The sequence below is a fragment of the Streptomyces sp. NBC_00285 genome, from assembly GCF_036174265.1.
Taxonomy (GTDB): domain Bacteria; phylum Actinomycetota; class Actinomycetes; order Streptomycetales; family Streptomycetaceae; genus Streptomyces.
Map to the genome: position 1 here is coordinate 993336 of NZ_CP108055.1, position 26448 is coordinate 1019783.

26 protein-coding genes and 2 pseudogenes are annotated in these 26448 nt (G+C 72.0%); 14 read left to right on the plus strand and 14 right to left on the minus strand.

Features of this window, described 5'->3' with window-relative positions; all coding sequences use genetic code 11:
* Positions 1 to 12 precede the first annotated feature (12 nt).
* Positions 13 to 1248: a cation:proton antiporter gene (locus OHT57_RS04750; protein ID WP_328744672.1), complete on the minus strand. Its 1236-nt coding sequence runs from the start codon at positions 1246 to 1248 to the stop codon at positions 13 to 15.
* A gap of 172 nt (positions 1249 to 1420) precedes the next feature.
* Entirely contained in the window at positions 1421 to 2296 is an 876-nt protein-coding gene (locus tag OHT57_RS04755) for a hypothetical protein (RefSeq protein WP_328744674.1), read from the minus strand.
* Between the two features lie 262 nt (positions 2297 to 2558).
* Here OHT57_RS04755 and OHT57_RS04760 point away from each other — a divergent pair, with 262 nt between their 5' ends.
* Positions 2559 to 4637, plus strand: coding sequence for a SpoIIE family protein phosphatase (locus OHT57_RS04760; protein ID WP_328744676.1), 2079 nt, complete (start codon positions 2559 to 2561; stop codon positions 4635 to 4637).
* 132 nt (positions 4638 to 4769) lie between these two features.
* The gene (locus tag OHT57_RS04765) at positions 4770 to 5450 is read left to right on the plus strand and encodes a hypothetical protein (RefSeq protein ID WP_328744677.1); all 681 of its coding nucleotides are present in this window, start codon (positions 4770 to 4772) and stop codon (positions 5448 to 5450) included.
* Here OHT57_RS04765 and OHT57_RS04770 read toward each other — a convergent pair.
* Positions 5414 to 6661, minus strand: a complete 1248-nt coding sequence (locus OHT57_RS04770; protein WP_328744679.1) for an MFS transporter — start codon at positions 6659 to 6661, stop codon at positions 5414 to 5416. The two genes, OHT57_RS04765 and OHT57_RS04770, sit on opposite strands and share 37 nt — an antisense overlap.
* A 134-nt stretch (positions 6662 to 6795) precedes the next feature.
* Between OHT57_RS04770 and OHT57_RS04775 the strand changes: the two genes are divergently transcribed.
* On the plus strand, positions 6796 to 7722 hold the full coding sequence (locus OHT57_RS04775; RefSeq protein WP_328744681.1) for a LysR family transcriptional regulator: 927 nt from the start codon (positions 6796 to 6798) through the stop codon (positions 7720 to 7722).
* 31 nt (positions 7723 to 7753) lie between these two features.
* On the opposite strand, the gene OHT57_RS04780 is transcribed toward OHT57_RS04775, so the two are convergent.
* The gene (locus tag OHT57_RS04780) at positions 7754 to 8539 is read right to left on the minus strand and encodes a putative protein N(5)-glutamine methyltransferase (RefSeq protein ID WP_328744683.1); all 786 of its coding nucleotides are present in this window, start codon (positions 8537 to 8539) and stop codon (positions 7754 to 7756) included.
* 280 nt (positions 8540 to 8819) lie between these two features.
* On the opposite strand from OHT57_RS04780, the gene OHT57_RS04785 reads away from it, so the two are divergent.
* On the plus strand, positions 8820 to 9209 hold the full coding sequence (locus OHT57_RS04785; protein WP_443053596.1) for a MarR family winged helix-turn-helix transcriptional regulator: 390 nt from the start codon (positions 8820 to 8822) through the stop codon (positions 9207 to 9209).
* Between the two features lie 22 nt (positions 9210 to 9231).
* Here the strand turns inward: OHT57_RS04785 and OHT57_RS04790 are convergent, their stop codons facing one another.
* Positions 9232 to 9966 carry a GNAT family N-acetyltransferase gene (locus OHT57_RS04790; RefSeq protein ID WP_328744687.1) on the minus strand — a complete coding sequence of 245 codons (735 nt, stop codon included), beginning with the start codon at positions 9964 to 9966 and terminating at the stop codon, positions 9232 to 9234.
* On the minus strand, positions 9963 to 10091 hold the full coding sequence (locus tag OHT57_RS04795) for a hypothetical protein (protein WP_328744689.1): 129 nt from the start codon (positions 10089 to 10091) through the stop codon (positions 9963 to 9965). Before OHT57_RS04795 ends, OHT57_RS04790 begins: the two co-directional genes overlap by 4 nt.
* 167 nt (positions 10092 to 10258) lie before the next feature.
* Here OHT57_RS04795 and OHT57_RS04800 point away from each other — a divergent pair, with 167 nt between their 5' ends.
* The 5 genes from OHT57_RS04800 (at position 10259) to OHT57_RS04820 (ending at position 14870) form a co-directional block, all read left to right on the plus strand.
* The gene (locus OHT57_RS04800) at positions 10259 to 10864 is read left to right on the plus strand and encodes a sulfite oxidase-like oxidoreductase (RefSeq protein ID WP_328744690.1); all 606 of its coding nucleotides are present in this window, start codon (positions 10259 to 10261) and stop codon (positions 10862 to 10864) included.
* The gene (locus OHT57_RS04805; RefSeq protein WP_328744692.1) at positions 10857 to 11636 is read left to right on the plus strand and encodes a ferredoxin reductase; all 780 of its coding nucleotides are present in this window, start codon (positions 10857 to 10859) and stop codon (positions 11634 to 11636) included. Before OHT57_RS04800 ends, OHT57_RS04805 begins: the two co-directional genes overlap by 8 nt.
* A gap of 118 nt (positions 11637 to 11754) precedes the next feature.
* The gene (locus OHT57_RS04810) at positions 11755 to 12339 is read left to right on the plus strand and encodes an Rv1733c family protein (protein ID WP_328744694.1); all 585 of its coding nucleotides are present in this window, start codon (positions 11755 to 11757) and stop codon (positions 12337 to 12339) included.
* Between the two features lie 280 nt (positions 12340 to 12619).
* Entirely contained in the window at positions 12620 to 13588 is a 969-nt protein-coding gene (locus OHT57_RS04815) for an acetylxylan esterase (RefSeq protein WP_328744696.1), read from the plus strand.
* A gap of 100 nt (positions 13589 to 13688) precedes the next feature.
* A complete protein-coding gene (locus OHT57_RS04820; RefSeq protein WP_328744698.1) occupies positions 13689 to 14870 on the plus strand; it encodes a serine hydrolase domain-containing protein in 1182 nt (393 codons plus the stop codon).
* Here the strand turns inward: OHT57_RS04820 and OHT57_RS04825 are convergent.
* Positions 14867 to 15595 carry a class I SAM-dependent methyltransferase gene (locus OHT57_RS04825; RefSeq protein WP_328744700.1) on the minus strand — a complete coding sequence of 243 codons (729 nt, stop codon included), beginning with the start codon at positions 15593 to 15595 and terminating at the stop codon, positions 14867 to 14869. The two genes, OHT57_RS04820 and OHT57_RS04825, sit on opposite strands and share 4 nt — an antisense overlap.
* A gap of 5 nt (positions 15596 to 15600) precedes the next feature.
* Positions 15601 to 16043: pseudogene (locus OHT57_RS04830) on the minus strand (PadR family transcriptional regulator); the annotation flags it as partial.
* A gap of 50 nt (positions 16044 to 16093) precedes the next feature.
* Here OHT57_RS04830 and OHT57_RS04835 point away from each other — a divergent pair.
* Positions 16094 to 16432, plus strand: coding sequence for a nuclear transport factor 2 family protein (locus OHT57_RS04835; RefSeq protein ID WP_443053420.1), 339 nt, complete (start codon positions 16094 to 16096; stop codon positions 16430 to 16432).
* 130 nt (positions 16433 to 16562) lie between these two features.
* Here the strand turns inward: OHT57_RS04835 and OHT57_RS04840 are convergent, their stop codons facing one another.
* The 3 genes from OHT57_RS04840 to OHT57_RS04850 are packed head-to-tail and all read right to left on the minus strand — an operon-like array spanning position 16563 to position 18861.
* Positions 16563 to 17792: an RNA polymerase sigma factor gene (locus OHT57_RS04840; RefSeq protein ID WP_328744702.1), complete on the minus strand. Its 1230-nt coding sequence runs from the start codon at positions 17790 to 17792 to the stop codon at positions 16563 to 16565.
* Entirely contained in the window at positions 17789 to 18130 is a 342-nt protein-coding gene (locus tag OHT57_RS04845) for a YciI family protein (protein WP_328744704.1), read from the minus strand. The genes OHT57_RS04840 and OHT57_RS04845 overlap by 4 nt, the downstream gene beginning before the upstream one ends.
* Complete coding sequence (locus OHT57_RS04850) at positions 18127 to 18861, minus strand: SgcJ/EcaC family oxidoreductase (protein WP_328744706.1); 735 nt, start codon at positions 18859 to 18861, stop codon at positions 18127 to 18129. The genes OHT57_RS04845 and OHT57_RS04850 overlap by 4 nt, the downstream gene beginning before the upstream one ends.
* Positions 18862 to 19125: 264 nt before the next feature.
* Between OHT57_RS04850 and OHT57_RS04855 the strand changes: the two genes are divergently transcribed.
* The 4 genes and pseudogenes from OHT57_RS04855 to OHT57_RS04865 all read left to right on the plus strand — a co-directional run.
* Positions 19126 to 19953 carry a class I SAM-dependent methyltransferase gene (locus tag OHT57_RS04855; protein WP_328744708.1) on the plus strand — a complete coding sequence of 276 codons (828 nt, stop codon included), beginning with the start codon at positions 19126 to 19128 and terminating at the stop codon, positions 19951 to 19953.
* A 275-nt stretch (positions 19954 to 20228) separates the two neighbouring features.
* Complete coding sequence (gene rho, locus OHT57_RS04860) at positions 20229 to 21365, plus strand: transcription termination factor Rho (RefSeq protein ID WP_328744710.1); 1137 nt, start codon at positions 20229 to 20231, stop codon at positions 21363 to 21365.
* Positions 21362 to 21583, plus strand: coding sequence for an IclR family transcriptional regulator domain-containing protein (locus OHT57_RS47375; protein ID WP_443053597.1), 222 nt, complete (start codon positions 21362 to 21364; stop codon positions 21581 to 21583). Before rho ends, OHT57_RS47375 begins: the two co-directional genes overlap by 4 nt.
* Before the next feature lie 158 nt (positions 21584 to 21741).
* Positions 21742 to 22545, plus strand: a pseudogene (locus tag OHT57_RS04865) (D-alanyl-D-alanine carboxypeptidase family protein); the annotation flags it as partial.
* Between the two features lie 83 nt (positions 22546 to 22628).
* On the opposite strand, the gene OHT57_RS04870 reads toward OHT57_RS04865, so the two are convergent.
* From OHT57_RS04870 to OHT57_RS04880, 3 genes are all read right to left on the minus strand, one after another.
* Complete coding sequence (locus OHT57_RS04870) at positions 22629 to 23987, minus strand: glycosyltransferase 87 family protein (protein ID WP_328744712.1); 1359 nt, start codon at positions 23985 to 23987, stop codon at positions 22629 to 22631.
* A complete protein-coding gene (gene mptB / locus OHT57_RS04875) occupies positions 23984 to 25387 on the minus strand; it encodes a polyprenol phosphomannose-dependent alpha 1,6 mannosyltransferase MptB (protein WP_328744713.1) in 1404 nt (467 codons plus the stop codon). The genes OHT57_RS04870 and mptB overlap by 4 nt, the downstream gene beginning before the upstream one ends.
* Before the next feature lie 131 nt (positions 25388 to 25518).
* Positions 25519 to 26448, minus strand: a complete 930-nt coding sequence (locus OHT57_RS04880) for a glutaminase (RefSeq protein WP_443053421.1) — start codon at positions 26446 to 26448, stop codon at positions 25519 to 25521.

Here is a 26448-nt window from a genome sequence, read left to right on the forward strand (position 1 = left end):
TTCGGACGGCCCCTACCGTTCGCGGTCCGCCCCCACCGCGACGGGAACCGGCTCCGGTGCGGGGTCGTCCCCGGACGGCCGGGCACGACGTGAACCCAGGGCCCGGGCCAGCAGATGGGCCCGTCCCGCGGCCACCGGACCGAGAACGGCCAGGACAAGGACATACCCGGCGATGAACGGCGCCAGACGTGCGTCGAGTCCCGCACTGGCCGCCATCGCACCGAGGATCAGGGCGAACTCCCCGCGGGCCACGAGCGTGGTGGCGATGTCGGCGGCGGGCTGGGCGCCGTAGCCGTACAGGCGGGCGACGAGCAGGCCCGCGACGATGTTCATCACCACGGTCACGGCCGCCGCCGCGGCGACGGGGCCGGCGACGGACGTGACGACGCCGGGGTCGATGGACAGCCCGAACGCGAAGAAGAAGATCGCGGCGAAGGCGTCGCGCAGGGGGTGGACCAGCCGTCGGATGCGCGGCCCGGAGGGCGTGCCGGCCAGGATCAGGCCCACCATGAAGGCGCCGATGGCGTCGGCGACGCCCAGGACCTCGGAGACACCGGCGACGAGCACCGCGGCGCCGAGGAAGCTGATGACCAGGAGTTCGTCGTCCCGGACGTGGATCAGCCGGCCGATCCAGCGCGTGCCGTACCGGGCGGCGACGGCCAGCACCAGCAGGAACCCGAAGGCCTTGCCCGCCTGCAGGAACACCTCCACCGGTCCGCTGGCACCGCTGATGACCGGCTGCAGGGCGGCGAGATAGAGCGCGAGGAAGATGTCCTCGACGACGATCACGCCGAGGATGAGCCGGGTCTCGGGGCGGCCGAGCCGCCCGAGGTCGATCAGGATCTTGGTGACGATCGCGGACGAGGAGATGCCGAGGACACCGGCGAGCACCAGTGCCTCCCGGGTCCCCCAGCCCAGGGCGAACCCGAAGCCGAGGCCCGCGCCGACGTTGGCGAGGAGGTAGATGCCGCCCGCTGCCAGGAGCCGTCTGCCGCCGGTGCGCAGGTCGTCGACATGGAACTCCAGGCCCAGGTAGAACAGCAGCAGCACCAGGCCGAGCGCGGAGAGCATCTCGAAGTCGTGCGCGTCCTCGACCAGGACGAGGCCGGGGGTGTGCGGGCCGAGCAGGATGCCGGCGAGCATGAACAGCGGGATGGTCGGCAGCCCGATCCGACCGCCCAGCCGGGCGAGGAACGCGGCGGCCAGGAAGGCACCGCCCATGGCGAGCAGGGTGTCAGCGTGTCCCACGATTCACCTCCCGCGAGCGCGCGGAAGGACGTACGGGCGGTGCTTCACGGGGATGGATGCGCGATCTCCCTTTGTCGGTGCGGTGTTCGTCCACCGTCACATCCGGCCGCGAGGCCCCGCCATCGGTGCCGACCCTCATTTCCGCGCCGGGCCGGCACCTTGGGTCAGCGGCTCAACTCCTCGTGAAGCGGTATGTCTTGCTGTCCGTCAGCACACAGAAGCCGGGCGAGACGACAATCACGCGCAGGGTTGCGGTGCGGCGGTCGTAGTCGATGCCCTCCGCCTCGAACTCGCCCGAGCAGGCGCTCCTGAGGGGCAGTTGGCGAAGCGCCGTGACATGGCCGGTGACGTTCGCCGTGCCCGTCGGTGCGGCGGACAGGTCGATCTGGAGGAGCGGCTTGGTGATGCCGAAGAGGGTGCCCGCCGGGTCGTCGGAGGAGCACAGCAGCTGCGTGGCGCTCACGAAGTCACAGCCCTGTACGTCCCGTACGGCGTGGTCGAGGGTGACGGTGGCCGCCTGCGGAAGGTTCGCCGAGGGCGAGGTGCTCGCGTTGACGCCGGGCGTGGGGAAGACCAGGAAGCGGCTCATGGTTCCGTACTCGCCCGACAGCATCCACTGTCCGTCGGGCGAGATCGCGACCCAGGAGTTGTTGAGGGCCTCTCCGGCGCTGAGCGTGTGGACGTACTCGGACCAGGTCCCGTCCGGCGCCTGCACCCGGAACATCTTGGCGGTGCCGGAGTCGGCCTGGTAGGGCTCGATGTAGTGGCCGTCGTAGGAGGCGTCGGGGTCACCCACGTGGTTCCAGCCGCGGCTGGAGACGCCGACGGGGATGGTGCCGATGCCGGTGTACCGGTTGGCGGCCCCGGCGGGGACCTCGACCGAGGTCAGGCCCTGGCTCTCGGTGAGCGGGTCGGCGCGGTCGGATCCGGCCTCGGTCCAGGTGTCGGCGGCAGAAGCGGGTGGTGCGGCGGCCATGAGGACCGTCGCGGTAAGGGTGGCCAGGACGGTGAGGACCGCGTGACAACGCTGTCTGACGCGCAGAGGCATGGATGACTCCTGAGGCTGCCGGGGCGGGGGTGATACGGCTCGGCGGACAGTCTGACGACCCCATGGTCGCCATGTACAGACCAAGTCGATGAACAAAGGGCGTTCGTCACCCCGGCGGACTTCACCGGACGCGCGCCCCCTTGTTGAGAGATGGTGGAAGAACACCACCGCGTGGTCGCGGAGGCGGTTGAGCGCGATAGAACAAGGGGAGTCGGCACCGGGGTACGGCGTGCCGCGAGAACGGTCGAAGGCGGTTCGTGCAATGGGTGCAGCCGGAATACCCGCGTCCGAGGACGGGGAGCCCGCGCGCGGCACTGTGCGGCCGAGCGGGCTGCTCGACGTACTGGGCATGGCCTCGGTGGTCACGGACACCGAAGGGCGCATCGTGCTCTGGAGCCCGCAGGCCGAGGAACTGTTCGGCTACAGCGCGCGGGAGGCCCTCGGCAAGTACGCGGCCCACCTGATGATCAACGAACAGCACGTCGACCTGGTCGTCAAGCTGTTCGCGGACGTCATGGAGACCGGTCAGAGCTGGGCAGGCGCCTTTCCCGTCCGGCACAAGGACGGCGGCACCCGGCTGGTCGAGTTCCGCAACATGCGGCTGCTGGACGACCGGGGTGGCGTCTACGCGCTGGGGCTGTGCGCCGACCACGAGACCGTGCGCAGGCTGGAGCGGGACGTGGCGCTCTCCACGCGCATGGTGTCCCAGTCCCCGATCGGCCTGGCCGTACTGGACACCGAGCTGCGGTACGTCTCGGTGAACCCGGCACTGGAGCAGCTGAACGGAGTACCGGCCGAGGACCATCTAGGGCGCAAGATCGGCGAGGTCCTGCCGCACCTCGACGCGGCCGCCTTCGAGACCGCCGCGCGCGAGGTGCTGCGTACCGGCAAGCCGCTGGTCGACCTGCACACGGTCGGCCGTACGGCCGCGGACCCCGACTCGGAACACGCCTGGTCGGTCTCGCTGTACCGACTGGAGGACGCGCTGGGGACCGTGCTGGGGGTCGCGAGCTCGGTGCTGGACGTGACCGAGCACCACCTGGCCACCGTGGAGGCCGAGGCGGCCCGGCGCCGGCTGGCGCTCGTCGCCGACGCCTCTGCCCGCATCGGCACCACTCTGGACCTGGACCGCACCGCCCGGGAGCTGGCCGACGTGGCCGTGCCGGAGCTCGCCGACGTGGCGGCCGTGGACCTGCTGGAGGCGGTCGTGCAGGGCAGACCGAGCACCCTCGGCCCCAGCGAGCCCGCCCTCATCCGCCCGCTGGCCGTCGAGGCGGCCGGTGCCCCGGACGCCCTCGGCGCGGCGGATCCGCCCGGGCAGGTGGCCCGGTACGCCGCCGAACGCCTGGTCACCGAGTGCGTCCGCACCGGGAGCCCGGTCCTTGTGAAGCGGGTCGGACCGGACGACCTCACCCGCATCGCCCGCTCACCTCAGGCGGCAGCGCTGCTGGCCAGAGCCGGGCTGCACTCCTACCTCGCCGTGCCGTTGATCGCCCGCGGCGAGGTGCTCGGCGCCCTCGACCTCAAGCGCATCGGCAACCCGGAGCCGTTCGGCAAGGACGACCTGCTGCTCGCGCGGGAACTCGCGGCCCGCGCCGCCGTGCAGATCGACAACGCACGCTGGTACCAGGATGCCCGCAACACCGCTCTCACCCTCCAGCGCAGCCTGCTGCCCAGCCACCCCTCGGTGACCGGCGGCCTGGAGGTCGCCTCCCGCTACCAGCCCGCCGGCGCGACCGCCGAGGTCGGCGGCGACTGGTTCGACGTGATCCCCCTGGACGGCGGCGAGACGGCCCTGGTGGTGGGCGACGTGATGGGCAGCGGTATCAACGCCGCCGCGACCATGGGCCGGCTGCGCACCGCGACGACCACCCTGGCCTCCCTCGACCTCGACCCGGCCAAGCTTCTCGAACACCTGGACAGGATCACCCAGGACCTGGACGCGTCCTTCGCCACCTGCGTGTACGCCGTCTACGATCCGCGGCTGGGGCAGTGCCGGATCGCCAACGCAGGGCATCTGCCACCGGTACGGATGCGCGCGGGCCGTCCGCCGGAACTGCTGGACCTGCCCACCGGGGCGCCGCTGGGCGTGGGCGGAGTCGCCTTCTCCACCACCGTCGTCGACCTCGAACCCGGCGACCGGCTCGTCCTGTACACGGACGGCCTCGTCGAGACCCGTCAGCATCCGCTCGACGAGCGCCTGGACGCACTCCTCGAACTCCTCGACGGCCCCGACCGGGCGCTGGAGACGGTCTGTGACGTGTTGCTGCGGACCCTGCACCAGCCGGACAACTCCGACGACGTGGCCCTGCTGATCGCACGGGTGCAGACACGGGAGTGACCGCCTGGGGCGCAAGGGACGCGGCCGTGGGAATTCACAGGCTCTGATTACCGGTTTCTTACCGGTTCTTTCCCACACTCTCAGCAGGGCACGGTGTGGGGATGCCGGGTGCCGAGCCGATGGGAGCGAGCCGTGACACACGAACGGGACCAGGAACACACACCGGGCGAAGAGCCCCTGGACGGGCCCGACGAGGTCCTCACGGGCCCGGGCGGAGCCGGACCCGGACATGGGGGTCTGCGCGGCAGCTGGGAGCGGCGGCCCGTGCGGGCGAGGGCGGTGATCGCGGCGGCCACGGTCAGTGTCCTGGCCGTCGGCGGCACGGTCGCCTACGCCGCCGCCTCGGACGGTCCGCACGGCACGTCCCCGGCGGCGGCCTCGTCACCGTCGTCCTCGACGTCACCGGACGGCAGGGGTCCGTGGTTCGGCCTCCGAGGTGGCGCCGTGCACGGTGAGGAGACCGTCAAGGACGGCCCCTCCGGCACATGGGTCGTGCGGACCTGGCAGTCGGGCACCGTCGTGAAGGCGGACGGCGACCAGGTCACCGTGAAGAGCGAGGACGGCGCCGAGTGGAAGTGGACCGTCGGCTCGGACACCAGCGTGTTCCGGGACGGCACGTCCGGCTCGGGAGCGGGCACGCTGAAGAAGGGCGACACGGTCCATGTGACCGGCAGGCTCGCCGACGACGGAACCAGGACCGCCGCCCAGGTTTTCACCGGCACCGTTGATGACGACGGTCAGGGCGGACTCCCCGGCCGCGGTCCGTGGGGCCGGCATCACGGGGGTCCGATGGACGAGGGCAGGGAGTCCTGACGCTCCTCGTGCGCGGCGGCGGGCCGCCGGGACAGCAGAAGCGGCGTGGCCAGCAACAGCACACCGGCGAGCGCGATCGCCTCACGGGTTCCCATGAGGACCGCCAAAAGGCCCCACAGGGCGGTCAGGGCCGCAGTGGTCAGCTTTCCGGTGACCGACCAGGCGGAGAGGGTACGGACCACCCGGTCCGTCGGCGTCATCTCGAGCCGGTAAGTGGAGAACACCGGGTTGAAGACGGCACAGGAAGTGATCACGCCAAGCTCGATCACCATGACGAGCACCAGCCCGGCCGTCCCCGGTCCGATGAAGGCCAGGCCGAGCGGCCAGCACGCGCGCAGGACGCCCGAGGTGTACAGGACGCGGTGCCGCCCGAACCGGGCGACCAGGGGACGGGCCATCCGTGAACCGAGCAGGCCGCCGATGCACGGCACCGAGAAGGCGAGGGCGTACTGCCAGGGGGCGAAGCCCAGCGGGCCGAGCATGAGGACGGTGAGCAGCGGCACGGACACCATGATCAGGGCGTTGACGAGGACCGTGTTGAAGAAGAGCGGGCGCAGGACGGGACTGGCCAGGATGCACCGCCAGCCCTCCAGGAGGGAGCCCTTCGCGGCGCCGGTCGGTGCGGGACGCGGCTCGCCGCCGCCGATCGCGCGGATCCCCAGCGCCGACAGCAGATAGCTGACGGCGTCTGCCACCAGCGTCGTCACCGGGCCGAAGATCCCGATGGCAGCGCCGCCGAGGGGCGGGCCGATCAGGATGGAGGTCCAGTTCGTCGCCTCGAAGCGCCCGTTGGCGACCAGCAGGTCCTCCGGGCCGACGAGGTACTTGAGGAAGGCCCCCGAGGCGGACGTGAAGGTGATGTCGGCCGCCGCGACGACCACGGACACGGCAAGGAGATGGACGAAGCTCAGCGTGCCGAGCGCGTATGCGGCGGGGACGCTCAGCAACGCCACGAACCGGACGAGATCCATCGCGACCATCACCGGTCGCTTGCGGCGGAACTCCACCCAGGGTCCGAGCGGCACCGCCACCACGGCCCCGGCCGCGAGTCCCGCGGCCGCCAGCGCGGACACCTCGGCCGGACCCGCGTGCAGCACGAGGACGGCGATCAGCGGGAAGGCACCGAACGACAGCGAGGTGCCGAACGCACTGACCGCGTACGCCGCCCACAGCCACCCGAACCGCCGGTCCGGCGACCGTCTTTCCTCCACGCCCGCAGCTCCCTCGTCGACAACCTCACGTTGACCGACGCCATCAAACAGAGTGCCGGGCCTGCCTATCAAACAACCACGGGACCGGACTGACACAACCTCAGGTTGTGCACGGGACGGCCTAGGCTTCCCGCATGGATCTCGACGCCGTACGCACCTTCGTCGCCGTGGCGGACGCGGGGCGCTTCCAGGAGGCCGCCGACCGGCTGGCCATCACCCAGCAGGCCGTGTCCAAGCGGGTCGCCGCGCTGGAGAAGGACCTCGGCGCCCGGCTGTTCACCCGCACTCCGCGCGGTGCCCGGCTCACCATCGACGGCCAGGCGTTCCTGCCGCACGCCCGCGATCTCCTGAGAGCCGCGGAACGGGCGGCCGCCTCGGTACGGCCGGGCAGCCGGGCCCTGCGCGTCGACGTGATCGGCCGCCGGCTCGCCCCCGCGGAGCTGCTGCGCGCCTTCCACCGCGCGCACCCCGACATCGAGCTCGACGTCGTCACCCTCTTCGACGCCGACGCGGCCCTCGCCGCCCTGCGGGACGGCACGATCGACGCCTCCTTCCGTGCCGTCCCGCACTCCGCCCGGCAGTCGCCCGACGGCATCACGTCCGAACGGGTCTACGACGAACCGATCCAGCTGCTCACCGGCCCGGACCACAAGCTGGCGGCCGCCCGCACGGTGGATCCGACCCGGCTGGCCGGGCACCGCATCTGGATGCCCGGCCTCGTCACCGGCACCGAATGGGGTACCTACTACGACGACCTCGCCGCCGCCTTCGACCTCACCATCGAGGTCACCGGCCCCGACTTCGGCACCGACCCCCTCCTCGACACGATCGCCGACTCCTCGACCCTGGCCACCTTCGTCGGCGAACTGACCCGCCTGGTCTGGCCATCCGACCAGGACCTGCGCCGCATCCCGGTGCACGGCCCCACACCGATCTACCCCCACTCCCTCATCTGGCGCGCCGACAACCCGCACCCGACCCTCGACGCCCTCAGATCCCACCTGGCCACGACCCGGCCCGAGCCCCCGGACACCGGCATGTGGACACCGAGCTGGGCCTGAGGGCGGGGCGGCCGCGGCACGCACGGCGGCCTTACGTCCTGATGCCGAGCACGACCTGGGCGTAGAGCTCCTCGGAGACCGCCAGACGGGTCGTCAGGCCGCCGCGTGTGAAGGCGTCGACGGCGGCCTCGGCCTGGCGTTCGCTCGTCTCCACGAGGAGACAGCCGCCGGGGGCGAGCCAGTTCGGGGCCTCGGACGCGACACGGCGCAGGACGTCCAGGCCGTCGGTGCCGCCGTCGAGTGCGACCAGGGGCTCGTGGTCGCGGGCCTCGGACGGGAGGAGAGCCACCTCCCCGGTGGGGACGTAGGGGACGTTGGCCGCGAGGATGTCCACACGGCCCCGCAGGCCGGCGGGCAGTGCCTCGAAGAGGTCGCCTGTGTGGACGTGGGCGCCGGCGGTGTTGCGGCGGGCGCAGTCCACGGCGGCCGGATCGATGTCGGCGGCGTGCAGTTCGACCGGGCCCAGCGCGGCGGCGAGCGCGGCGCCGACGGCACCCGAGCCGCAGCACAGGTCCACGACGACAGAAGCGTCCGGCACCTGGGCGAGAGCCTGTTCGACGAGGAACTCGGTGCGCCGCCGGGGTACGAAGACACCTGGGTCCACGCTGATGCGCAGACCTCTGAACTCGGCCCAGCCGACGACGAGTTCGAGGGGATGTCCGGCGACCCGGCGGTCGACCATCCCGGTCAGTTCGTCCGGGGTACGAGCGGCACCGAGGATCATCCGGGCCTCGTCCTCGGCGAAGACGCAGCCCGCGGCGCGCAGTGCGGCGACGACGGAGTCGGGAGAGGTGAAACGGGGAGACGGGGAGGGCATGGAGGACGAGAGCCTTTCGAGTAACGAAGGGCGCTCCGGCGGTCGCCTACAGGCGGTGATCCGCGCCGATGCGAGAAGAGAGCACCCGATCTGACACTGCGTTGATGGGTCTCACCTCCTCGGTGTCTCCCGGCCGGGACCTCCCTCAGCCGGACGGCCACCCTACACCGGCGACGCGGCCCGGCAGCGCCGCCGTACGGCATGAGTTGTATTGTGCAACCAGCACTGCGAGGGAGGTCCGGTGAAAGCAGCAACGGCCGTGGAGACGATCCAGCGCGAGATGACGGTCTTCGCGCGACGGGCGCGGGCCTCGGCGGGACGCCTGCATCCCGAACTGTCCCTGGTGTCCTACACCCTCCTCGGGCATCTGGAGGAACGCGACGGGTGCCGCGCCACCGACCTGGCCGCCCACTACGCCCTGGACAAGTCCACCGTGAGCCGCCAGGTCACCGCCCTGGAGCGGGCCGGACTCCTCGAGCGGCGCCCGGACCCGGAGGACCACCGCGTCCAGGTGCTGCATCTGACGGACGCAGGCCGGAGCATCCTCGGCCAGGTCACCGTGAGCCGCCGGGCCGCCGTGGGTGAGCGGCTTGCGGAGTGGTCCGAGGAGGACCTGGAGCGGTTCGCCGGGTACCTCACGCGCTACAACTCCTGGCCCCAGCCCGGCTGAAGGCGCCCGGACCCCCCTCCGGTTACCGCTCGGCCGGCCGTGCCGCGAGGAAGGCGGTCCTGCGGCGCAGCCGGAAGCCGAGGGACTCGTACAGCCGGATGGCGCCGGTGTTGCGGGCAGCGGTGTGCAGGAACGGAGTCTCGCCGCGCTCGCGTATGCCGTGCGCGACGGCCAGAACCAGCCGCGTCGCGAGACCCTGGCCGCGGACGGCGGGGTCGGTGCAGACGGCGCTGATCTCGGTCCAGCCCGGCGGGTGCAGCCGCTCGCCCGCCAGCGCGACGAGGGCGCCTTCCCGGCGGATGCCCAGATAGGTGCCCATCTCGATGGTGCGGGGCAGGAACGGGCCGGGCTGGGTCCGTTCGATCAGGTCGAGGATCTCGGGCACGTCGGCGGGGCCGAGGCGGACCGCCTCCGGATCGGGTGCGGCTGCGATGCCGTCGTCCACCAGCTGCACGCCCTCGATGTGGAAGGTGATCTCCCAGTCGTCCGGCACGGTGCCCGTGTAGCCGGCCAGCGGCACCTCGATGCCGGGGCCGGCGAGCGCTGCGAGGTCGGCCCAGTCACCGGCGTCGGGCACGTCCGGCATAGCCAGCCACGGGGACACGTCGGCGGGGTAGCGCAGGACCCGGCCGCGCTTCTCGGCGAAGTGGGCGTGCGGGCCGGTCAGGGAGGCGAGAGCAGGGTTGTCGAGGACATGCGAGCCCGGTGCGTCCCCGTAGGGCGCTTCTTCGTGCGGATGCCTTACCTGGTCGCTCATCGGCCGGCCTCGGTCACGTTCTCGCCGCGGGTGTGCTCACCGGGGCCGGGGCAGAGCCGGTCCACGTCCACGAACGCCTCGGTCTTCGATCCGCCGTACCGCATGAAGACGTACACCTCGGGCATCTGCTTCCTCACTCTCCTCGCGCTGTCACCGGGGCACCGACCCGGTGACAGCGCCAAGGAGCGGCGCGCGACGGCTATTCCCGGACCTGTGCGGTGTTCATACGACCGCAATGGTCGGGGCGCTGACCTGGGACGGAGCACGCGTGGCGACAGCGTACGGTTGAAGCATGAACGGCACCCGAGGCTTCACCGGACGCCCTCGCGCAGACAACCCCGGGCTCCCGCCCGGTCAGTACGACGCGGGTGACGACTGGCCCGTGCTCTCCGCGGAGGTCACACCGGACCTGTCACCGGCCGACTGGACGTTCCGTGTGGACGGGCTGGTCCGACAGCCGCGCACCTGGGACTGGGACGAGGCACACACGCTGCCGGAGTCGGCCTACGAGGGTGACATCCACTGTGTGACGAGCTGGTCGAAGTTCGGGGTGCGGTTCGCGGGTGTCTCGCTGGACGCGTTCCTCGATGTGGTGCGGCCACATGGGTCCGCCACACATGCCGTCGCCTACTCGCACACCGGATACACCACCAACCTCCCGCTCACGGACCTGACCGGCGGGCGGGCCTGGATCGCGTGGGAGTACGACGGGAAGCCGCTGCCCGCCGAACACGGGGGTCCGGCGCGACTGCTGGTGCCGCACCTGTACTTCTGGAAGAGCGCCAAGTGGGTCGCGGGGCTGACGCTGCTCGATCACGACGAGCCGGGTTTCTGGGAGCAGAACGGCTATCACGCGCGGGGCAACCCGTGGGAGGAACAGAGGTACTCCGGTGACTGAGACGGCCCAGGCGGTGCCCTCCCCCGCCTTCGTCCCCGCCACCCGGTTCGCCGTGCCCGGACGTATCGCCGTGAGCAACCGGGCCGCGGCGACGTGGCAGACCGCCACGCTCACCGAGATCCGCCGGGAGACCCCGCACGCCTCCACGTTCCGCTTCGCGGTGCCCGCCTGGCAGGGGCATCTGCCCGGCCAGCATCTGATGCTGCGGCTGACCGCCGCGGACGGCTACACCGCCCAGCGGCACTACTCGATCGCGTCCCCGCCCGACGACCGCGGGCACATCGAGCTCACCTTGGACCATGTCGAGGACGGCGAGGTCTCCGGCTGGTTCCACACCGTGGCCGAGCCCGGTGACGAGATCGAGGTGCGCGGGCCGCTGAGCGGGTTCTTCGCCTGGCCCGGTGACCGGCCCGCCCTGCTGATCGGGGCCGGGTCGGGAGTCGTACCGCTGATGTCGATGGTGCGGCACCACCGGGCCCGTGCGCTGTCCGTGCCGCTGCGGCTGCTGGTGTCGGCCCGCAGCCCCGAGGAGCTCATCTACGCGCGGGAGTTCGGCGCCGAGACGACGACGGTGTTCACACGGAGCGCGCCGGACGGGGTGCGTGTGGGACGTATGGCGGCCGCCCATGTGGTGCCGTTCCTGGCCGAACAGCCGGATGATGGATGGGAGGCCTATGTGTGCGGGTCGAACGCGTTCGCCGAGCATGCCTCGCGGCTCCTTGTGGAGGCGGGGCAGCCGGTGGACCGTATCCGCATCGAGCGCTTCGGCTGACAGACGGTGCGCAGGCGCACACCGTCCGGATGGGTGCTGTCCCACCCGTGAAGGACGCGGGTGAGGGGGTATTACATCCATGTGACCACTCGCAGGCGTGCGTGGTGCGGAGGTCGACATGCGAACCCGGGTGCGCGGTTGGCGCTGGCGGCGCAATCCGCTCAGGCGCCGGTCGGACGTCGTCGAGGCGTGGACGGTGCTGAGCGTCGCCCTTCTCCTGTTGCTGGTCGCCCCGCTGGCCGGGGCGGTCGTCGGCCGCTGGGCGCATGACGACGCCCGAGCGGTGGCCGTCCAGCAGCGCGCGGAACGTCATCGGGTCCGCGCGGAGGTCGTCGGCAAGGTCCCGGACTCACCGCCCACGGTCCAGGGCGGCCGCGAGCGCCCCTACCGGGTGACCGTGCGATGGTCGCAGGCCGGAGGCGTCGTGAAGACGGCCGAGGCCCGCGTCCCGACCGGCACCCACCAGGGCGCGAAGATCGACGTGTGGTTCGACTCCCGAGGCCGGAATGTGGCCCCGCCACCCGACAGCACCGCGATCTGGCAGCACACCCTGACGATGGGCGCCTGCGGCGCGGGCGCGGCGATCGCATTGATCCTCCTCGGGAACTCGCTGGTCCGCGGTGCGGCCAACCGGCACCGGCTCGTCGAGTGGGAACGGGAGTGGGCGCTCACCGAACCGCAGTGGAGCCGCCGCCGGGCCTGAGGCCGCGGCACGGTGCTCCCGCCACCTTGCGACCTGGGCCGACGTCTGCGCAGGCGCCTGCGCCCGGCGGCGACCCGACCATTCGCGAGGACCGGCCGGCGGTCGACGAACTCCCGCTCCGCGTCCGCGCCCAGCAGCTCGTCGTCCTTGACCAGCGGATCCCCGATTTCCGGCCGGGCGCCGGCGCAGTCGGCAGGTCCGGCGAAAGGCCTGGCGATTCGTCCGACCACCCACGTACGGTGTGATCATCCGGCACATTCCTTCGTTAAGGCGGTCCTGCATGCCCCTGTTCGACCTCCCCATCGACGAGCTCCGCGAGTACCGCAGTGAGTCCGCCGAGCCCGAGGACTTCGACGCGTTCTGGTCCAAGACCCTTCAGGAGGCTCGCGAGTACGACCTGGACGCCCGCTTCGAACTCGTCGACACGGGCCTGTCCACGGTCAAGGTGTACGACGTGACGTTCGCCGGGTTCGGCGGCCACCCGGTCAAGGGCTGGTTCACGATCCCCGCCGAGGTCTCCGCTCCGATACCGGTGGTCGTGGAGTTCATCGGTTACGGCGGCGGGCGCGGACTGCCGCACGAGCACCTGCTGTGGGCCTCGACGGGCCGGGCGCACTTCGTGATGGACACCCGTGGCCAGGGCAGCGCCTGGGGTGGCGGTGGCGGCACCGCGGACCCCGTGGCCGGCGGTCCCGCGTACCCCGGTTTCATGACCCGGGGCATCGACGCCCCCGAGAACTACTACTACCGCCGGGTGTTCACGGACGGGGTGCGTGCGGTGGAGGCGGCCCGTTCGCATCCGCTGACCGACCCGGCGCGCACGATCGTGCTCGGCGGCAGCCAGGGCGGCGGTATCTCGATCGCGGTGGGCGGTCTGGTCCCGGACCTGGCGGCGGTCGCCCCGGACGTGCCGTTCCTGTGCGACTTCCCGCGCGCGGCGACCTTGACGGACCGGCATCCGTACCGGGAGATCGGCCTGTACCTCAAGACGCACCGCGGCCGTTTCGAGGACGTCCTGAAGACCCTCGCGTACTTCGACGGTGTGCACTTCGCGAGCCGCGCCAGCGCCCCTGTGCTCTTCTCGGCGGCCCTGGAGGACCAGACCTGCCCGCCCTCCACCGTCTTCGCGGCCTTCAACAACTGGGCCCACGACGACAAGGCGATCGAGGTCTACGACTTCAACGACCACGAGGGCGGCGGCCCCTACCAGGAGGCGGCGAAGCTGCGCTGGCTGCGCTCGCACGTCTGAGTCCCGTCCGGGAACTTCCCTCCAGTCCGACCAGTCGGTATGTTCGAGAGGCTCGGTTCGCAGCGTCGCGGACCGGGCTTCCGGCGACGGCGGAGGGCACATGTCCGAGCACGAGTCAGTTGTCCACGGTCACTGCGACGACCGCTTCGCGGCGGTGCGGAGGGCGTTCACGGAGAACTTCCGCGACCGCGACGAACTGGGCGCGGCGGTGAGCGTCACGGTCGGCGGCGAGACGGTGGTGGACCTGTGGGGCGGCTGGGCCGACGCGGCCCGCACCCGCCCGTGGGAGCGGGACACACTGGTCAACGTGTGGTCGACCACCAAGGGCCCGACCGCCCTGTGCGCCCACATCCTCGCCGACCGGGGCCTGCTCGACTTCGACGCCCCGGTGGCCGTCTACTGGCCGGAGTTCGCCGCGGCGGGCAAGGACAAGGTGCTCGTACGGCATCTGCTGTCGCACCGGGCCGGACTGGCCGGGCTGCGCGAGCCGCACTCCCTCGCCGAGCTCTGCGACTGGGAGCTGACGACCCGGCGGCTCGCCGCGACGGAGCCCTGGTGGGAGCCGGGGACGCAGTCGGGGTACCACGCGCTGACGTACGGCTTCCTCGTCGGCGAGGTCGTCCGACGGGTCTCGGGGCTCCTCCCGGGGGCCTTCCTGCAGCGGGAGGTGACCGGGCCGCTCGGTATCGACTTCAGCATCGGGCTGCCGGAGAAGGAGGCCGTACGGGCGGCCGAGCTGGTGCATCCGCCTGCCGCGTCGGCAAGCGAACAGGCCGCGATCTTCGCGCAGTTGACGCCCGCGGCGATCGCCGCGCTGACCAACCCGATGGCGGGCGCCGACGAGGCGAACACTCCCGGGTGGCGGGCCGCGGAGATACCCGCCGCGAACGGACACGGCACCGCCCGGGCCGTCGCCGCGCTCTACGGAATCCTCGCGGGCCGGGGCTCCTACGACGGTCACCGCGTCCTGTCCCCGGAATCGGCCGAGCGGGTGCGCGAGGGCCAGGGCAGCTGCCGCGACCTGGTGCTGGGCATCGGGCTCGGGAGCGACACGGAACTCGGGCTGGGCCTGTGGCTCAGCGGGCCGAACGGCTCGTACGGGCCCAACCCGCGCGCCTTCGGGCACGACGGCTTCGGCGGCTCGTGCGGTCTGGCGGATCCGGAGGCCGGGGTCTCGCTGGGGTACGTGATGAACCGGATGGGCCCTCATATCGCCGACGACCCACGCAAGATGGCCCTGGTCGACGCCTTGTACGACGCGCTGCGGCAGCGGACCGACTAGGCAGGGCGCCTCGCCACGACCATGCGGACCCGCGGGCTGCCGTCCCCGCGCTCCCCGAACTCGGGCAGGGCGTGCAGCTCCACCTGCAGACCGGCCCCTTCCAGGTCCCGTCGCACGTCACCGAGCCGGAAGTCCCGGTAGTACATGACGAACGGCGGCCGCCATACGGCGTTGCGCACCCGCATCACCGCGTCGAAGCCGAGGAGCATCCAGTAGGCGCGCGACCGGGGGCGGGGTGGGGCGACGATCGGGAAGGCGAAGCAGCCGCCGGGCCGCAGCACTGTGCCGGCCTGGGCGAACAGGCCCGGCAGCTCACTCGGCAGGAAGTGGCCGAAGGCGCCGAAGCTCACGACGAGATCGAAGGAGGCGCGGGCGAACGGCAGGGCACGCGCATCGCCCCGCACCCAGGACACGTCCGGGCCCGTGGACCGCGTCCGCTGCCGGGCCGTGTCGAGCATCCCGGCGCTGAAGTCGACTCCGGTGACGCTCTCCCGGCAGACCTGCGTCAGCACCCGGGCTCCGGCGCCGGTGCCGCAGCACAGGTCGAGGCCGGCGTCGAAGGGGCCCATCCGCCGGAGCGCGGACGCCACGGCGTCCAGTACGGAGTCCGGCGTACGGAAGGGTGTGTGGTCGAACTTGGGGGCGAGCAGGTCGTAGCCGCGCTCGACGGACGACAGTGCCTGGACGGCGAGTTCGCGGAGGCTGGGGCCTTCTGGGCTGAACATCCGCGTCAGCTTAGGGGAGCCCGGCGCTTCAGTACGACGAGAACGCGCTCGGACCAGCGGACGCTCTCCGTTTCAAGGGCGATTCCGCCCAGGAGCGTGGGCCGATCCGGTCGGCCGTTGCGAGGTGTTCCTCCTCGGTGCGGCCGTCGAGGAGTCTGTCGCGCAGGCGCTCGTAGCGGGCCAATTTGCCGCGCGCCCAGGACAGGCGCTCCTCGACCAGGGTCCGGGTGGCCTCGGGGTCGGTGCCGTCCACGGCCTGGATCTTGATCAGGAACTCGTCACGGAGGGCCGCGGGCCTGCGGGGCGGTTCTGCGGCGAAGGTGCTCAGTTCGCGCCTGCCGGTTTCGGTGAGGGTGAACAGCCGCTTGTTGGGTCTGCGTTCCTGCTGCACGACCCGGGCCTCGATCAGCCCGTCCTGCGCCAGGCGCTCCAGTTCGCGGTAGAGCTGCGGTCGAAGCGGGTGACCTCGGTGCCGTCGAGGCGCTGCTGGCCGAGAACGTGGTCTTCACGAGTCCGGTGGTGTTCAAGCCGTACGAGGGCAAGGCCATCACGGCGGCGATCCTTGGCGCGGTGGTGAAGGTCTTCGAGGACTTCCGTTATGTGAGTGAGCTGAGCAGCGAGGACGGCCGCGACCACGCGCTGGTGTTCGCGACCCGGGTGGGCGAACGGGCCCTGGACGGCTGCGACTTCATCCATCTCGACGAGAACGGGCTGATCGACCGGCTGATAGTCATGGTCCGTCCGCTCTCGGGCGCGCAGGCCCTGGCGGCGGCGATGGGGGCGCGGTTCGACGAGATCGCGAAGGAGGCGGAGGCACGGGCGGCCACCGCCTCCTGAGTTCACACGTCAGCTCACGCGACGGTCAGGGTGAGGGACCCCGGGTAGGTCGCGCCGGGCGTCAGAGCCGTCGCGGTCCCGACGTGACCCGGCGACGCAGAGCAGACCGAGGGCGAACCGGCGCCGGCCCCTACGCCGATCGACACGCCGCGAGCCGCTTGGCCAGGAAGTTCCGCTCGGCGTCGTTCTCCACCAGCTCGAGCGCCCGCTCGTACGCCCTGGCCGCCTCCGCCGTACGGCCGCTGCGGCGCAGCAGGTCGGCGCGGGTGGCCGGGAGCAGGTGGTAGCCGTTCAGCTCGCCTTCCCGTTCCAGTTCCGCGACCAGTGCCAGGCCCGCGTCGGGGCCCTCGGCCATACCCACGGCGACCGCGCGGTTGAGGCGGACCACGGCGGAGGGCACCAGGCGCAGGAGCTCGCCGTACAGGGCGGCGATGTCGGCCCAGTCGGTGTCCGCGGCCGTCGCCGCCGTGGTGTGGCAGGCGGCGATGGCGGCCTGGATCTGGTAAGGGCCGGGCCGGCCGCGGCGCAGTGCGCCCTCCAGCAGGGCGGCGCCCTCGTCGACCTCGGCGTGGTCCCAGGCCGTGCGGTCCTGGTCCTCCAGGGTCACCAGCTCCCCGGCCGCGTCCACCCGGGTCTCGCGGCGTGCGTCGTGCAGGAGCAGCAGCGCGAGCAGGCCGAGGGCCTCGGGCTCGTCAGGCATGAGGCGGGCCAGGACGCGGGCCAGCCGGACGGCTTCCACGCACAGGTTCCGCCGTAGGAGATCGGCGCCCGAGGTGGCCGCGTACCCCTCGTTGAACAGCAGGTAGAGCACGCCGAGCACACCGGTGGTGCGTTCGGGCAGCAGGTGGGCGGGCGGTACCCGGTAGGGGATGCCGGCGTGCCGGATCTTCTTCTTTGCGCGCACCAGACGCTGCGCCATGGTCGCCTCGGGTACGAGGAAGGCGCGGGCGATCTCCGGTGTGCTCAGCCCGGCGAGGGTCCGCAGGGTCAGGGCGACGCGGGCCTCGATGTGCAACGCGGGATGGCAGCAGGTGAAGATCAGGCGCAGCCGGTCGTCCTGGACGCCGCTGTCGTCGTACGGCTCCTCGTACCCCGTGAGCATCGCCGCCTCCTGCAGTTTCCGCGCCCCGACCGCCTCCCGGCGCAGCACGTCCATGGCCCGGTGGCGGGCGGTCGTGGTGAGCCAGGCGCCGGGGCGGCGCGGGACTCCGTCGCGCCGCCACCGGTCGAGCGCCTGGGCGAAGGCGTCCTGTGCGCACTCCTCGGCGAGGTCCCAGTCGCCGGTCACCCGGATCAGGGTGGCGACGACCTGGCCCCACTCCTCCCGGAAGGCGGCGGTGACGGCTTCTTGCGGGGTCATTCCCACACGGGCCGTACTTCCACCGAGCCGCCCCCGAGCGCCGCCGGATGCCGGGACGCGAGGGAGATCGCCTCGTCCAGGTCGGCGACCTCGATGATGTCGATCCCGGCGATGTACTCCTTGGACTCGATGAACGGCCCGTCGGTGAGCAGGACCTCGTCGCCCCTGACGCGCACGGTGGTGGCGTCGGAGGCGGGACGCAGACGGGCACCGCCCTTGACGATGTCGCGGCTGACGACCTCCTCGATGTAGGAGGTGAAGCGGGGATCCTCGGCGATCTGGGCGGGGCTCAGTTCCGTGCCACCCACCGGGGTGCAGATCAGCAGGGCGTACTTCATGACCGGTCCTCCTCGATTCCGGCGTCGAACGCGACGGATGCGTGCTGGTGGGCGATCAGCCACCGGTCGGCGGGCAGCCGGTAGCCGGTGGTCACCCGCAGGGTGCTGTCCAGGCGCTCCCCCGTGGTCAGCGTGGCCCGTGTCCGCACCAGCGCGTGGCTGAACGCGACGCTCTCGTCGACCCGGAGCCGGAACTCCAGCACCTCGCGCTCCACGGACCCGGTGACAGTGGAGAACCACCACTCCTGGGCCTTGCGGAAGGCGTCGATCCCGCGTTGCTCAAGGCCGGTCATGGGATGGAACACCTCGACGTCCGGCGCGTAGCAGGCGAGCATCCCGGTGAGGTCACGGTCCCGGACGGCCCGGGTGAGCTCCGCGTCGAGGCGGCGGATCTCCCCCTCGGCGTCCTCGGCCTCCCAGAACGGCCGCACCTCCATGGCCCCGACCGAGGCCACAGGGTGCCGTGCGGCCGCCTCGACCGCTTCCTCCAGGCTGTCGCACTCCAGGATGTCGAAGCCGGCGACGTACTCCTTGGTCTCCGCGAACGGCCCGTCGGTACGCAGCACCTCGCCGCCGCGCACCCGCACGGTGACGGCGTCGGCGGGCAGCGCGAGCCGGTGCCCGTGCTGCCGTACGCCACGGTCCCCGAGTTCCTCGACCCAGGGTTCGACGGGGGCCATGCCTGAGGCGTCGTTGGTGTCGTCGCCGCAGACGAGCAGCATGTACTTCATGGATCCTCCCGGTCCTCATGAGCTTCCTACACCCCACCGACGAACGCGACCGCCCCGAATCGACACCCGAGGCACACGAAAATGAGGGGCCGGATGTCCGGCCCCTCAGTTCGGCTGTACGTGGGTCAGGCGGCCGAGGTCTTCTCGACGAGTTCCACGGTTTCCGACGCGCTCTCCCCGTCGAGATGCCAACCGAATACGAGCGCGCCCTCGGCGGCGAACGCTTCGGCTGCGGCCCGGCCGATTCCGGCTACTGTTCCATCGATGACCCCCGACGAGCACGCGCGGCTGATGCGGGCCAACCAGGCCAACTGGGACGCCCGCACCCCCGTCCACCTCGGCAGCCGGTTCTACGGCCTCGACCAGGACCTCGATCCCGAGCGCTGGTTCGCCCCCTTCGAGTGGGAGGACCTCGGGGACCTCACCGGCCTGGACCTGCTCCACCTCCAGTGCCATCTCGGCACCGAGACGCTCGCCCTGGCCCGCCGCGGAGCCCGCGCGGTGGGGCTCGACTTCTCGGAGGCGTCGGTGACCGCCGCGACCGGTCTCGCGGCGAAGGCCGGCGCGGACGTCACGTACGTACGGGCGAACGTGTACGACGCCGTCGAGGCGCTGGACGGGCGGCGCTTCGACGTCGTCTACACCGGCAAGGGCGCCCTGTGCTACCTCCCCGACCTGGAGCGCTGGGCGGGCGTGATCGCCCGACTGCTGCGCCCCGGCGGCCTGTTGTACGTCGTCGAGTTCCATCCGCTGCTCAACTCGCTGGGCCCGAAGCCCGAACCGGACCAGGGGCCCGAACTGCTGCTGCGCCATGACTACTTGGGCGGTGAGGGACCGGTCCACCGGGACGCGACCCACACCTACACCGACGGTCCGGCCGTCGAGGGCGCCACCGACAGCTTCGAGTGGATGCACGGAATAGGAGAGGTCGTCACCGCGTTGACGAGGGCAGGACTGAACATCCGGCACCTCAGGGAGAGCGACGAGCTGCCCTGGCCGCGGTGGCCGCAGATGCAGCGCACCCCGTCCGGCTGGTGGCGGCTCCCCGCCCCGCGGATCCCGCTCCTGTACGGCCTTCTCGCCCAGCGCTGACGGATACGTGCTACTCTGCCGACAGCACTTGTGTACGCCCCGCTGTGGGCGCCGGTGCCAGTTCCCTTCGAATCACTGAATCTCCCGTCGCTTGCCGACCGGTCTTTCAGCTCTTCAGCACCACCTCGTGAGCAAGGCCCCCTCGCCCTGTGCGAGTTCGCCGTACCCGAGGTACTGCTTCCCGCCGCCCGAAGGCGCTGTTCGTCTTCCCCGCGCGGCTTCTCCCCTTCCTTCCGCATGTCCCATGCCTTCCGTCCTCGAAAGGACAGACCACCATGACCACCACACTCGAAAAGCCCCCAGTACAGCAGCAGTCCCCGGTCCGCGCCGTCACCGGCGTCCTCGACATCGACGCGAGCGGGAAGGGGCACCTGCGCGCCGCGAACCTGCTGCCCTCGCCCTCCGACCTCCAGGTCTCCCCCGCACTGATCCGCAGGTTCGGCCTGCGCAAGGGAGACACCGTCGACGGGGTGCGCGGCACCCAGCGCGCCCTCACCGAGGTCGCCCGGGTCAACGGCGGTATCCCCGACACGGGTCGCCGTCACTTCCGCGATCTCACCCCGCTGCACCCGAACGAGCGGATCCGTCTCGAACATCCGGCGTCCGGCCTCACCGGTCGGGTCGCCGATCTGATCGCACCCGTCGGCAAGGGCCAGCGCGGGCTGATCGTGGCCCCGCCCAAGACCGGCAAGACCGTCCTGCTCCAGCAGATCGCGGCCGCCGTCGCCGGCAACCACCCCGAGTGCCGCCTGATGGTGGTGCTGCTCGACGAACGCCCCGAGGAAGTCACCGACATGCAGCGCTCCGTGCGCGGCGAGGTGTACGCCTCGACGTTCGACCGCCCGGCCAAGCAGCACATCGCGCTGGCCGAGCTGGTGATCGAGCGGGCCAAGCGGCTCGTCGAGGCCGGTGAGGACGTCGTGATCCTGCTCGACTCCCTGACCCGGCTGTGCCGGGCGCACAACAATGCGGCCGCCGGTGGTGGCCGCACCCTCAGCGGCGGGGTCGACGCGACCGCGCTGATCGGGCCGAAGCGGTTCTTCGGTGCCGCCCGGCTCGCCGAGGAGGGCGGCTCGCTCACCATCCTCGCCACCGCCCTGGTCGAGACCGGCTCGCGCGCCGACGACTTCTACTTCGAGGAACTCAAGAGCACCGGCAACATGGAGCTGCGCCTGGACCGCGAGCTCGCCTCCCGGCGCGTCTTCCCGGCCGTCGCCATCGACCCCTCCGGCACCCGCCGCGAGGAACTCCTGTTGCCCCCGGCCGAGTTGGCGACCGTACACGGTCTGCGCCGGGCGCTGCGGACCCGGGACGGCCAGGCCAGCCTGGAGACCCTCCTGGAGCGCATGCGCGAGACCCCGGACAACGCGACCTTCCTGCGCCGGATCCAGCCGACGCTGCCCACGGGCTGACCGAGTCGCAGAGCGGCCCGGCCCGCCTCGTCGAGGGCGCGACGGCTCTCGGCAGCTCGACCTCATCCGACGCCCGCGGCCACCTCGTCGGCGACGTGGAGAGCGAACAGGACGTCCGCTGCGTGGCCGCTCCCGTCCGCGACCGCGCCGGTGCCGTCACCGCGGCCGCCGGCGTCCCGGGGCCGGCACGCTGCTCCTCTTCGCCACCCGCACCATGACCCGGAACCCTGAGTGGGACACCGGAGCCTTCACAGGACTGACACGGCGGTCGGCGTGCGGCATCCGGGTGCTCGCGCACGTTCCTCGGCCCGGGCAGCACGGTGTGGGGCCGGTCTCTTCCTAGCTTTGCGGTATGACAATCGGACTTCCCTCTCGGATGGCCGTCTCAGCCTGCGCGCTGTGCACGACCGGCCTGCTGGTGTTCGCTCCTGTGACGGCGGCCGCGCACCCGGGCTCCGGACCCGCCGGACCTCGGACCTCGTCCGTGTCGCCCGCCCTGCTGTACCGCTCCGGCACCCAGGTCCGGCCGCACCCGGGCGCGCCAAGGGTCCCGGACGTCTCCGCGCTGTCGTGGGTGGTGGCCGACGCCCGCAGCGGAACGGTGCTCGCCGCGCACGACGCCCACCGGAAGCTGCCTCCGGCCAGCACGCTCAAGACCCTGTTCGCCCTGACCGTGCTGCCGACGCTGCCCGGGGGCCTCAGGCACAGGGTCGAGGAGAACGAACTGGCGGACGTCGCGCCAGGCAGCAGTCTGGTCGGGGTCGCCGAGGGGCAGACCTACCGGGTGGCCGACCTGTGGCGCGGGGTCTTCCTCAACTCCGGTAACGACGCCGTGCACGTGCTGGCCGGGCTCAGCGGCGGCTGGCGTTCCACGGCCGTCCGGATGCAGGCCAAGGCGCGGCTCCTGGGCGCCCGTGACACCCACGTCCGCTCCCCCGACGGCTACGACACCCCGGGCCAGGTCTCCTCGGCGTACGACCTCGCGGTCTTCGGCCGGGCCGGGCTGCGCAACCCGGACTTCGCGCGGTACTGCAGCACGGCCGAGTCGAAGTTCCCCGGCAGGGGCGGGTGGTCGTACGGGATCCAGAACACCAACCGGCTGCTGACGGGTGCCAACGGCGTGGCGCGTTATCCCGGGCTGATCGGGATCAAGAACGGCTACACGAGCCGCGCCGGCAACACGCTCGTCGCCGCCGCCCACCGGGGTGACCGGACCCTGGTCGTCACGGTGATGAACCCCCAGGAGGGCGGCGGCTTCACCGTCTACGAGGAGGCGCGCGAGCTGCTCGACTGGGGGTTCGGCGCGGCCGGCCGGGTGGATCCGGTGGGTTCGCTGGACGCGCTGCGGGTGAGGCCCCGGCCGGGTCCCGCGGCGGTACCGGTCGCGGCGGCGGTGTCACCGGACGGGAAGGGCGGACCGGGCTGGCTGGAGACCTGGACCGTCCTGGGCGCCGCCGGGCTGGGCGCGGGATCGATGGTGATGGCGCTGCGGTCCCGGGCCGGCCGTTCGGTACGGGGCTGACCCACCGGCAGCCACAGCAGCAGCCCGAGCGTGATCCAGGTGTAGGTGTTGCTGCCGAGGAAACCGTCGACGCCGGACGCGTCGTCGAACCACAGCCACACCACGCTGGTGCACAGCACGGCGTACAGGGCGCCCGCGATGCGCGGGTGCCCTGTACGCACGAGGACGGCGAAGGACGGCAGCAGCCACACCAGGTGGTGGACCCAGGTGATCGGGCTGACCAGGCACGCGGTCAGCCCGGTCAGCGCGAACGCGGCCGCCCAGTCCCCCGCCGCCGCGGCCCGCCGGGCCCGTACGGCCCACACGCACAGGGTCAGCAGCACCGCCCCGGCCCACACCCCGCGGTCCGGTTCGCCCAGCCGGGCCAGGATGCCCTGCAACGACTGGTTGGAGACGTAGTCAAGGCGGCCCACCCTGGTGGTGTCCCACATGGCGTCGGTCCAGTAGAAACGCGAGGCGCCGGGGGCCACCACGGCCGCGAATCCGGTGGCCGCCAGGGCCACCACGGTGGCGACGGCCGCCGCGCGCCAGCGCCGCGCGATCAGCAGCAGACCGATGAACAGGGCCGGCGTGAGCTTCACCGCGGCGGCCAGACCGATCCCGATACCGGCCCGGCGTTCCCGGCCGGTGGCGAGCAGCCACGCGTCGACGAGGACGAGGGCCAGCAGCAGCAGGTTCACCTGGCCGAAGCTGAAGGTGTCGCGCAGCGGCTCGAACAGCGCAAGCACGCACGCGCCCAGCGCACAGCCGTACCAGCCGTAGCGCCGCCAGGCCCGTCCGGTCAGGAGGCGTACGACCGCGGCCAGCGCCACCAGGTTGAGCAGCAGGCCCAGCGCGATCGCGGCGCGCAGACCGAGCAGGGCCATCGGCAGCATGGCGACGGCCGCGAACGGCGGGTAGGTGAAGCCGTACGTCGTCCCCGGCACCCGGTAGTCGTAGAGCCGTCCGCCGTGGTGCACCCAGGTGTCCACGGCTCCGTGGTAGACGCGCAGGTCGAACCAGTCACGCAGGAGCGGCACGGTCGCCGTGAACACGGTGACCGCGGCGGCGAGGGACAGGACCAGCGTCAGCCGGGCGCGATCCGTGGCCGGCGCCCTCATGCCGTACGTTCCGTCGCCGTGGACTGTGCGGTCTGGTGGGCCTGCACGAGCACCATCAGGGCGAGCGCTCCTCCGGAGACGGCCAGGACCAGTTGCCCGACGTCGGCCGGGCCGCCGCTCGGCAGGGTGGCGAGCGCGAGCACGCCGGTCACGGTGGCCACCCGGCGCCGTACCGACGCGCTGGGCGCGGCGGCCGCTATGAGGAACAGGCCCCACAGGGCGTACCAGGGCCGGATCGCCGGGCCCAGGGCGGCGACGGTGGCAAGGCTCAGACCCAGGGCGTAGACGGGCCGGGGACGAAGGCGCAGCCATATGCAGCCGATGACGGCGACGGCGGTCACGATGCCGAACGCGTGCCAGGCAGGTACGGCCAGCGGGGCGAGGTCGCTGCCGAGCCGCTCCAGCAGGGCTCCGGTGGCCCGTCCGAGGAGGCTGGTGAGGGCCCAGTTCCCGGACGACACCGGGGTGTTGAGCGCCCCTATCCAGCCGTAGCCGGTGCCCGCGACGGCAGTGGCGGCGACCGTGGTGGCGGCCGCCGCCGCGGCGGCCGTCAGGACGGCTCTCGCCGGATGGTCGCCGGCCCGGATCCGCAGCACGACGATCGCCGCGAGCCCGAGCACGGCGGGCGCCTTGACCAGCGCGGCGAGCGTCACGAGCACGGCCCCCAGGATCGGCCACCGGCCCAGGGCGGCGACCAGGCCGACGCCGAGCAGTCCGAGCATGACGGCGTCGTTGTGGGCGCCCGCGACCAGGTGGAGCAGGACGAGCGGGTTGAGGGCGCCGAGCCAGAGCGCGGCGGCCGGGTCGGCGCCGCTGTGGCGGGCGAGGCGGGGCAGGGCGGCCGCCATGAGGGCCACGCCGAGCAGGGCGACGAGCCGCATTCCGAGCAGCCCGACGGGGAGTTCACCGCGGGACGCCTTCGCCAGTGCGGAGGCCACGCCGAGGAACACCGGGCCGTACGGGGCGGCCGTGTTGCGCCACATCGGGGCGACCTCGTCGGCGAGCGGGCCGCCGAGGAGGGCGGGCCCGTGACGGTAGACGTCCATGTGGGCGTCGGCCATGGCGCCTTGGGCGAGGTAGCTGTAGACGTCCCGGCTGAACAGGGGCGGGGCGAGCAGCAGCGGCACCGACCAGACGACCAGGACGGCCATGAGCTCGCGCGTACCGGGTCTCCTGTCGGCACTGCGCACCAGGCGGCCGAGGAGCAGCCAGGCCGCGATCAGGAGGACGACACCGAAGTAGGCACCCACCAGGCCCAGTGCGGCGCGCGGGGCCGACGGGGTGAGCAGCTCCCGCGCGGGGAGGGCGCCGGCCGTCTCGCCTCCCGCGGCGAGGAACGTGGTGCCGACCAGACCGAGGATCTGGCAGCGGCGGAGATCGACGGGAACGGTGGCCGACACATCAGCAGCGTGTCAGCCTCGGGTGGCTGGAAGGCGACGTGGTGGCGACCGGGGTGTGACCGGTGCGTGGTCGGGCGCGAGACGTGCGCACCCCCGCTCTTCACCCACTCCGCGCGCCTCCCGCCTCCCGGTCAGAACACCGACACACCCGTCAACGTGGTGAACCGGTCCAGGGCCGCCACTCCCGCCACCGAGTTGCCCCGCTCGTCCAGTCCCGGACTCCATACGCACAGCGTGCAACGCCCCGGCACCACCGCGATGACACCGCCGCCCACCCCGCTCTTGCCCGGCAGCCCCACCCGGTAGGCGAAGTCGCCCGCCGCGTCGTACGTGCCGCAGGTCAGCATGATCGCGTTGATCTGCTTGGCCTGGCTGAGGCTGAGAAGGCGGGTGTCGTCGGCGCGGATGCCGTGGCGGGCCAGGAACGTGGTGGCGAGGGCCAGGTCGGCGCAGGAGGCCCTGATCGAGCACTGGCGGAAGTACTGGTCGAGCAGGGTCGGGATGTCGTTGTCGATGTTGCCGTACGCGGCCATGAAGTGGGCCAGGGCGGCGTTGCGGTCTCCGTGGGCGGACTCGGAGGCGGCGACCTCCTCGTCGAAGTCCAGGGCGGGGTTGCCGCTCTCCTCCCGGAGGAAGGACAGCAGTGCTCCCGACGCGTCTCCGGTACGGGTCTGGAGGCGGTCGGTGACGACGAGGGCGCCCGCGTTGATGAACGGGTTGCGCGGGATGCCGTTCTCGTACTCCAGTTGCACCAGGGAGTTGAAGGGGTTGCCGGAGGGCTCGCGGCCCACGTGCTCCCAGAGTTCGTCGCCCTCGCGGGCCAGGTTGAGGGCGAGGGTGAAGACCTTGGTGATGGACTGGGTCGAGAACGGCTCGCGCCAGTCCCCGACGCCGTACACCGTGCCGTCCAGCTCGGCCACGGCCATGCCGAAGCTGCGCGGGTCGCAGGCGGCGAGCGCCGGGATGTAGTCGGCGGGCACGCCCCGGCCCGGGGTTCGTTCGATTTCCTCGGCGATCCGTTCCAGAACCGGCTGGAAGGTGAACGACGACGTCGTTGTCAT

What these genes read in the sequence shown, in the direction of transcription:
- OHT57_RS04755 (WP_328744674.1), bottom strand. Translation starts at nt 2,296, where the DNA reads ATGCCTCTGCGCGTCAGACAGCGTTGTCACGCGGTCCTCACCGTCCTG.
- OHT57_RS04760 (WP_328744676.1), top strand. Translation starts at nt 2,559, where the DNA reads ATGGGTGCAGCCGGAATACCCGCGTCCGAGGACGGGGAGCCCGCGCGC.
- OHT57_RS04775 (WP_328744681.1), top strand. Translation starts at nt 6,796, where the DNA reads ATGGATCTCGACGCCGTACGCACCTTCGTCGCCGTGGCGGACGCGGGG.
- OHT57_RS04780 (WP_328744683.1), bottom strand. Translation starts at nt 8,539, where the DNA reads ATGCCCTCCCCGTCTCCCCGTTTCACCTCTCCCGACTCCGTCGTCGCC.
- OHT57_RS04785 (WP_443053596.1), top strand. Translation starts at nt 8,820, where the DNA reads ATGACGGTCTTCGCGCGACGGGCGCGGGCCTCGGCGGGACGCCTGCAT.
- OHT57_RS04790 (WP_328744687.1), bottom strand. Translation starts at nt 9,966, where the DNA reads ATGAGCGACCAGGTAAGGCATCCGCACGAAGAAGCGCCCTACGGGGAC.
- OHT57_RS04795 (WP_328744689.1), bottom strand. Translation starts at nt 10,091, where the DNA reads ATGCCCGAGGTGTACGTCTTCATGCGGTACGGCGGATCGAAGACCGAG.
- OHT57_RS04800 (WP_328744690.1), top strand. Translation starts at nt 10,259, where the DNA reads ATGAACGGCACCCGAGGCTTCACCGGACGCCCTCGCGCAGACAACCCC.
- OHT57_RS04810 (WP_328744694.1), top strand. Translation starts at nt 11,755, where the DNA reads ATGCGAACCCGGGTGCGCGGTTGGCGCTGGCGGCGCAATCCGCTCAGG.
- OHT57_RS04815 (WP_328744696.1), top strand. Translation starts at nt 12,620, where the DNA reads ATGCCCCTGTTCGACCTCCCCATCGACGAGCTCCGCGAGTACCGCAGT.
- OHT57_RS04820 (WP_328744698.1), top strand. Translation starts at nt 13,689, where the DNA reads ATGTCCGAGCACGAGTCAGTTGTCCACGGTCACTGCGACGACCGCTTC.
- OHT57_RS04825 (WP_328744700.1), bottom strand. Translation starts at nt 15,595, where the DNA reads ATGTTCAGCCCAGAAGGCCCCAGCCTCCGCGAACTCGCCGTCCAGGCA.
- OHT57_RS04840 (WP_328744702.1), bottom strand. Translation starts at nt 17,792, where the DNA reads ATGACCCCGCAAGAAGCCGTCACCGCCGCCTTCCGGGAGGAGTGGGGC.
- OHT57_RS04845 (WP_328744704.1), bottom strand. Translation starts at nt 18,130, where the DNA reads ATGAAGTACGCCCTGCTGATCTGCACCCCGGTGGGTGGCACGGAACTG.
- OHT57_RS04850 (WP_328744706.1), bottom strand. Translation starts at nt 18,861, where the DNA reads ATGAAGTACATGCTGCTCGTCTGCGGCGACGACACCAACGACGCCTCA.
- OHT57_RS04855 (WP_328744708.1), top strand. Translation starts at nt 19,126, where the DNA reads ATGACCCCCGACGAGCACGCGCGGCTGATGCGGGCCAACCAGGCCAAC.
- rho (WP_328744710.1), top strand. Translation starts at nt 20,229, where the DNA reads ATGACCACCACACTCGAAAAGCCCCCAGTACAGCAGCAGTCCCCGGTC.
- OHT57_RS04870 (WP_328744712.1), bottom strand. Translation starts at nt 23,987, where the DNA reads ATGAGGGCGCCGGCCACGGATCGCGCCCGGCTGACGCTGGTCCTGTCC.
- OHT57_RS04880 (WP_443053421.1), bottom strand. Translation starts at nt 26,448, where the DNA reads ATGACAACGACGTCGTCGTTCACCTTCCAGCCGGTTCTGGAACGGATC.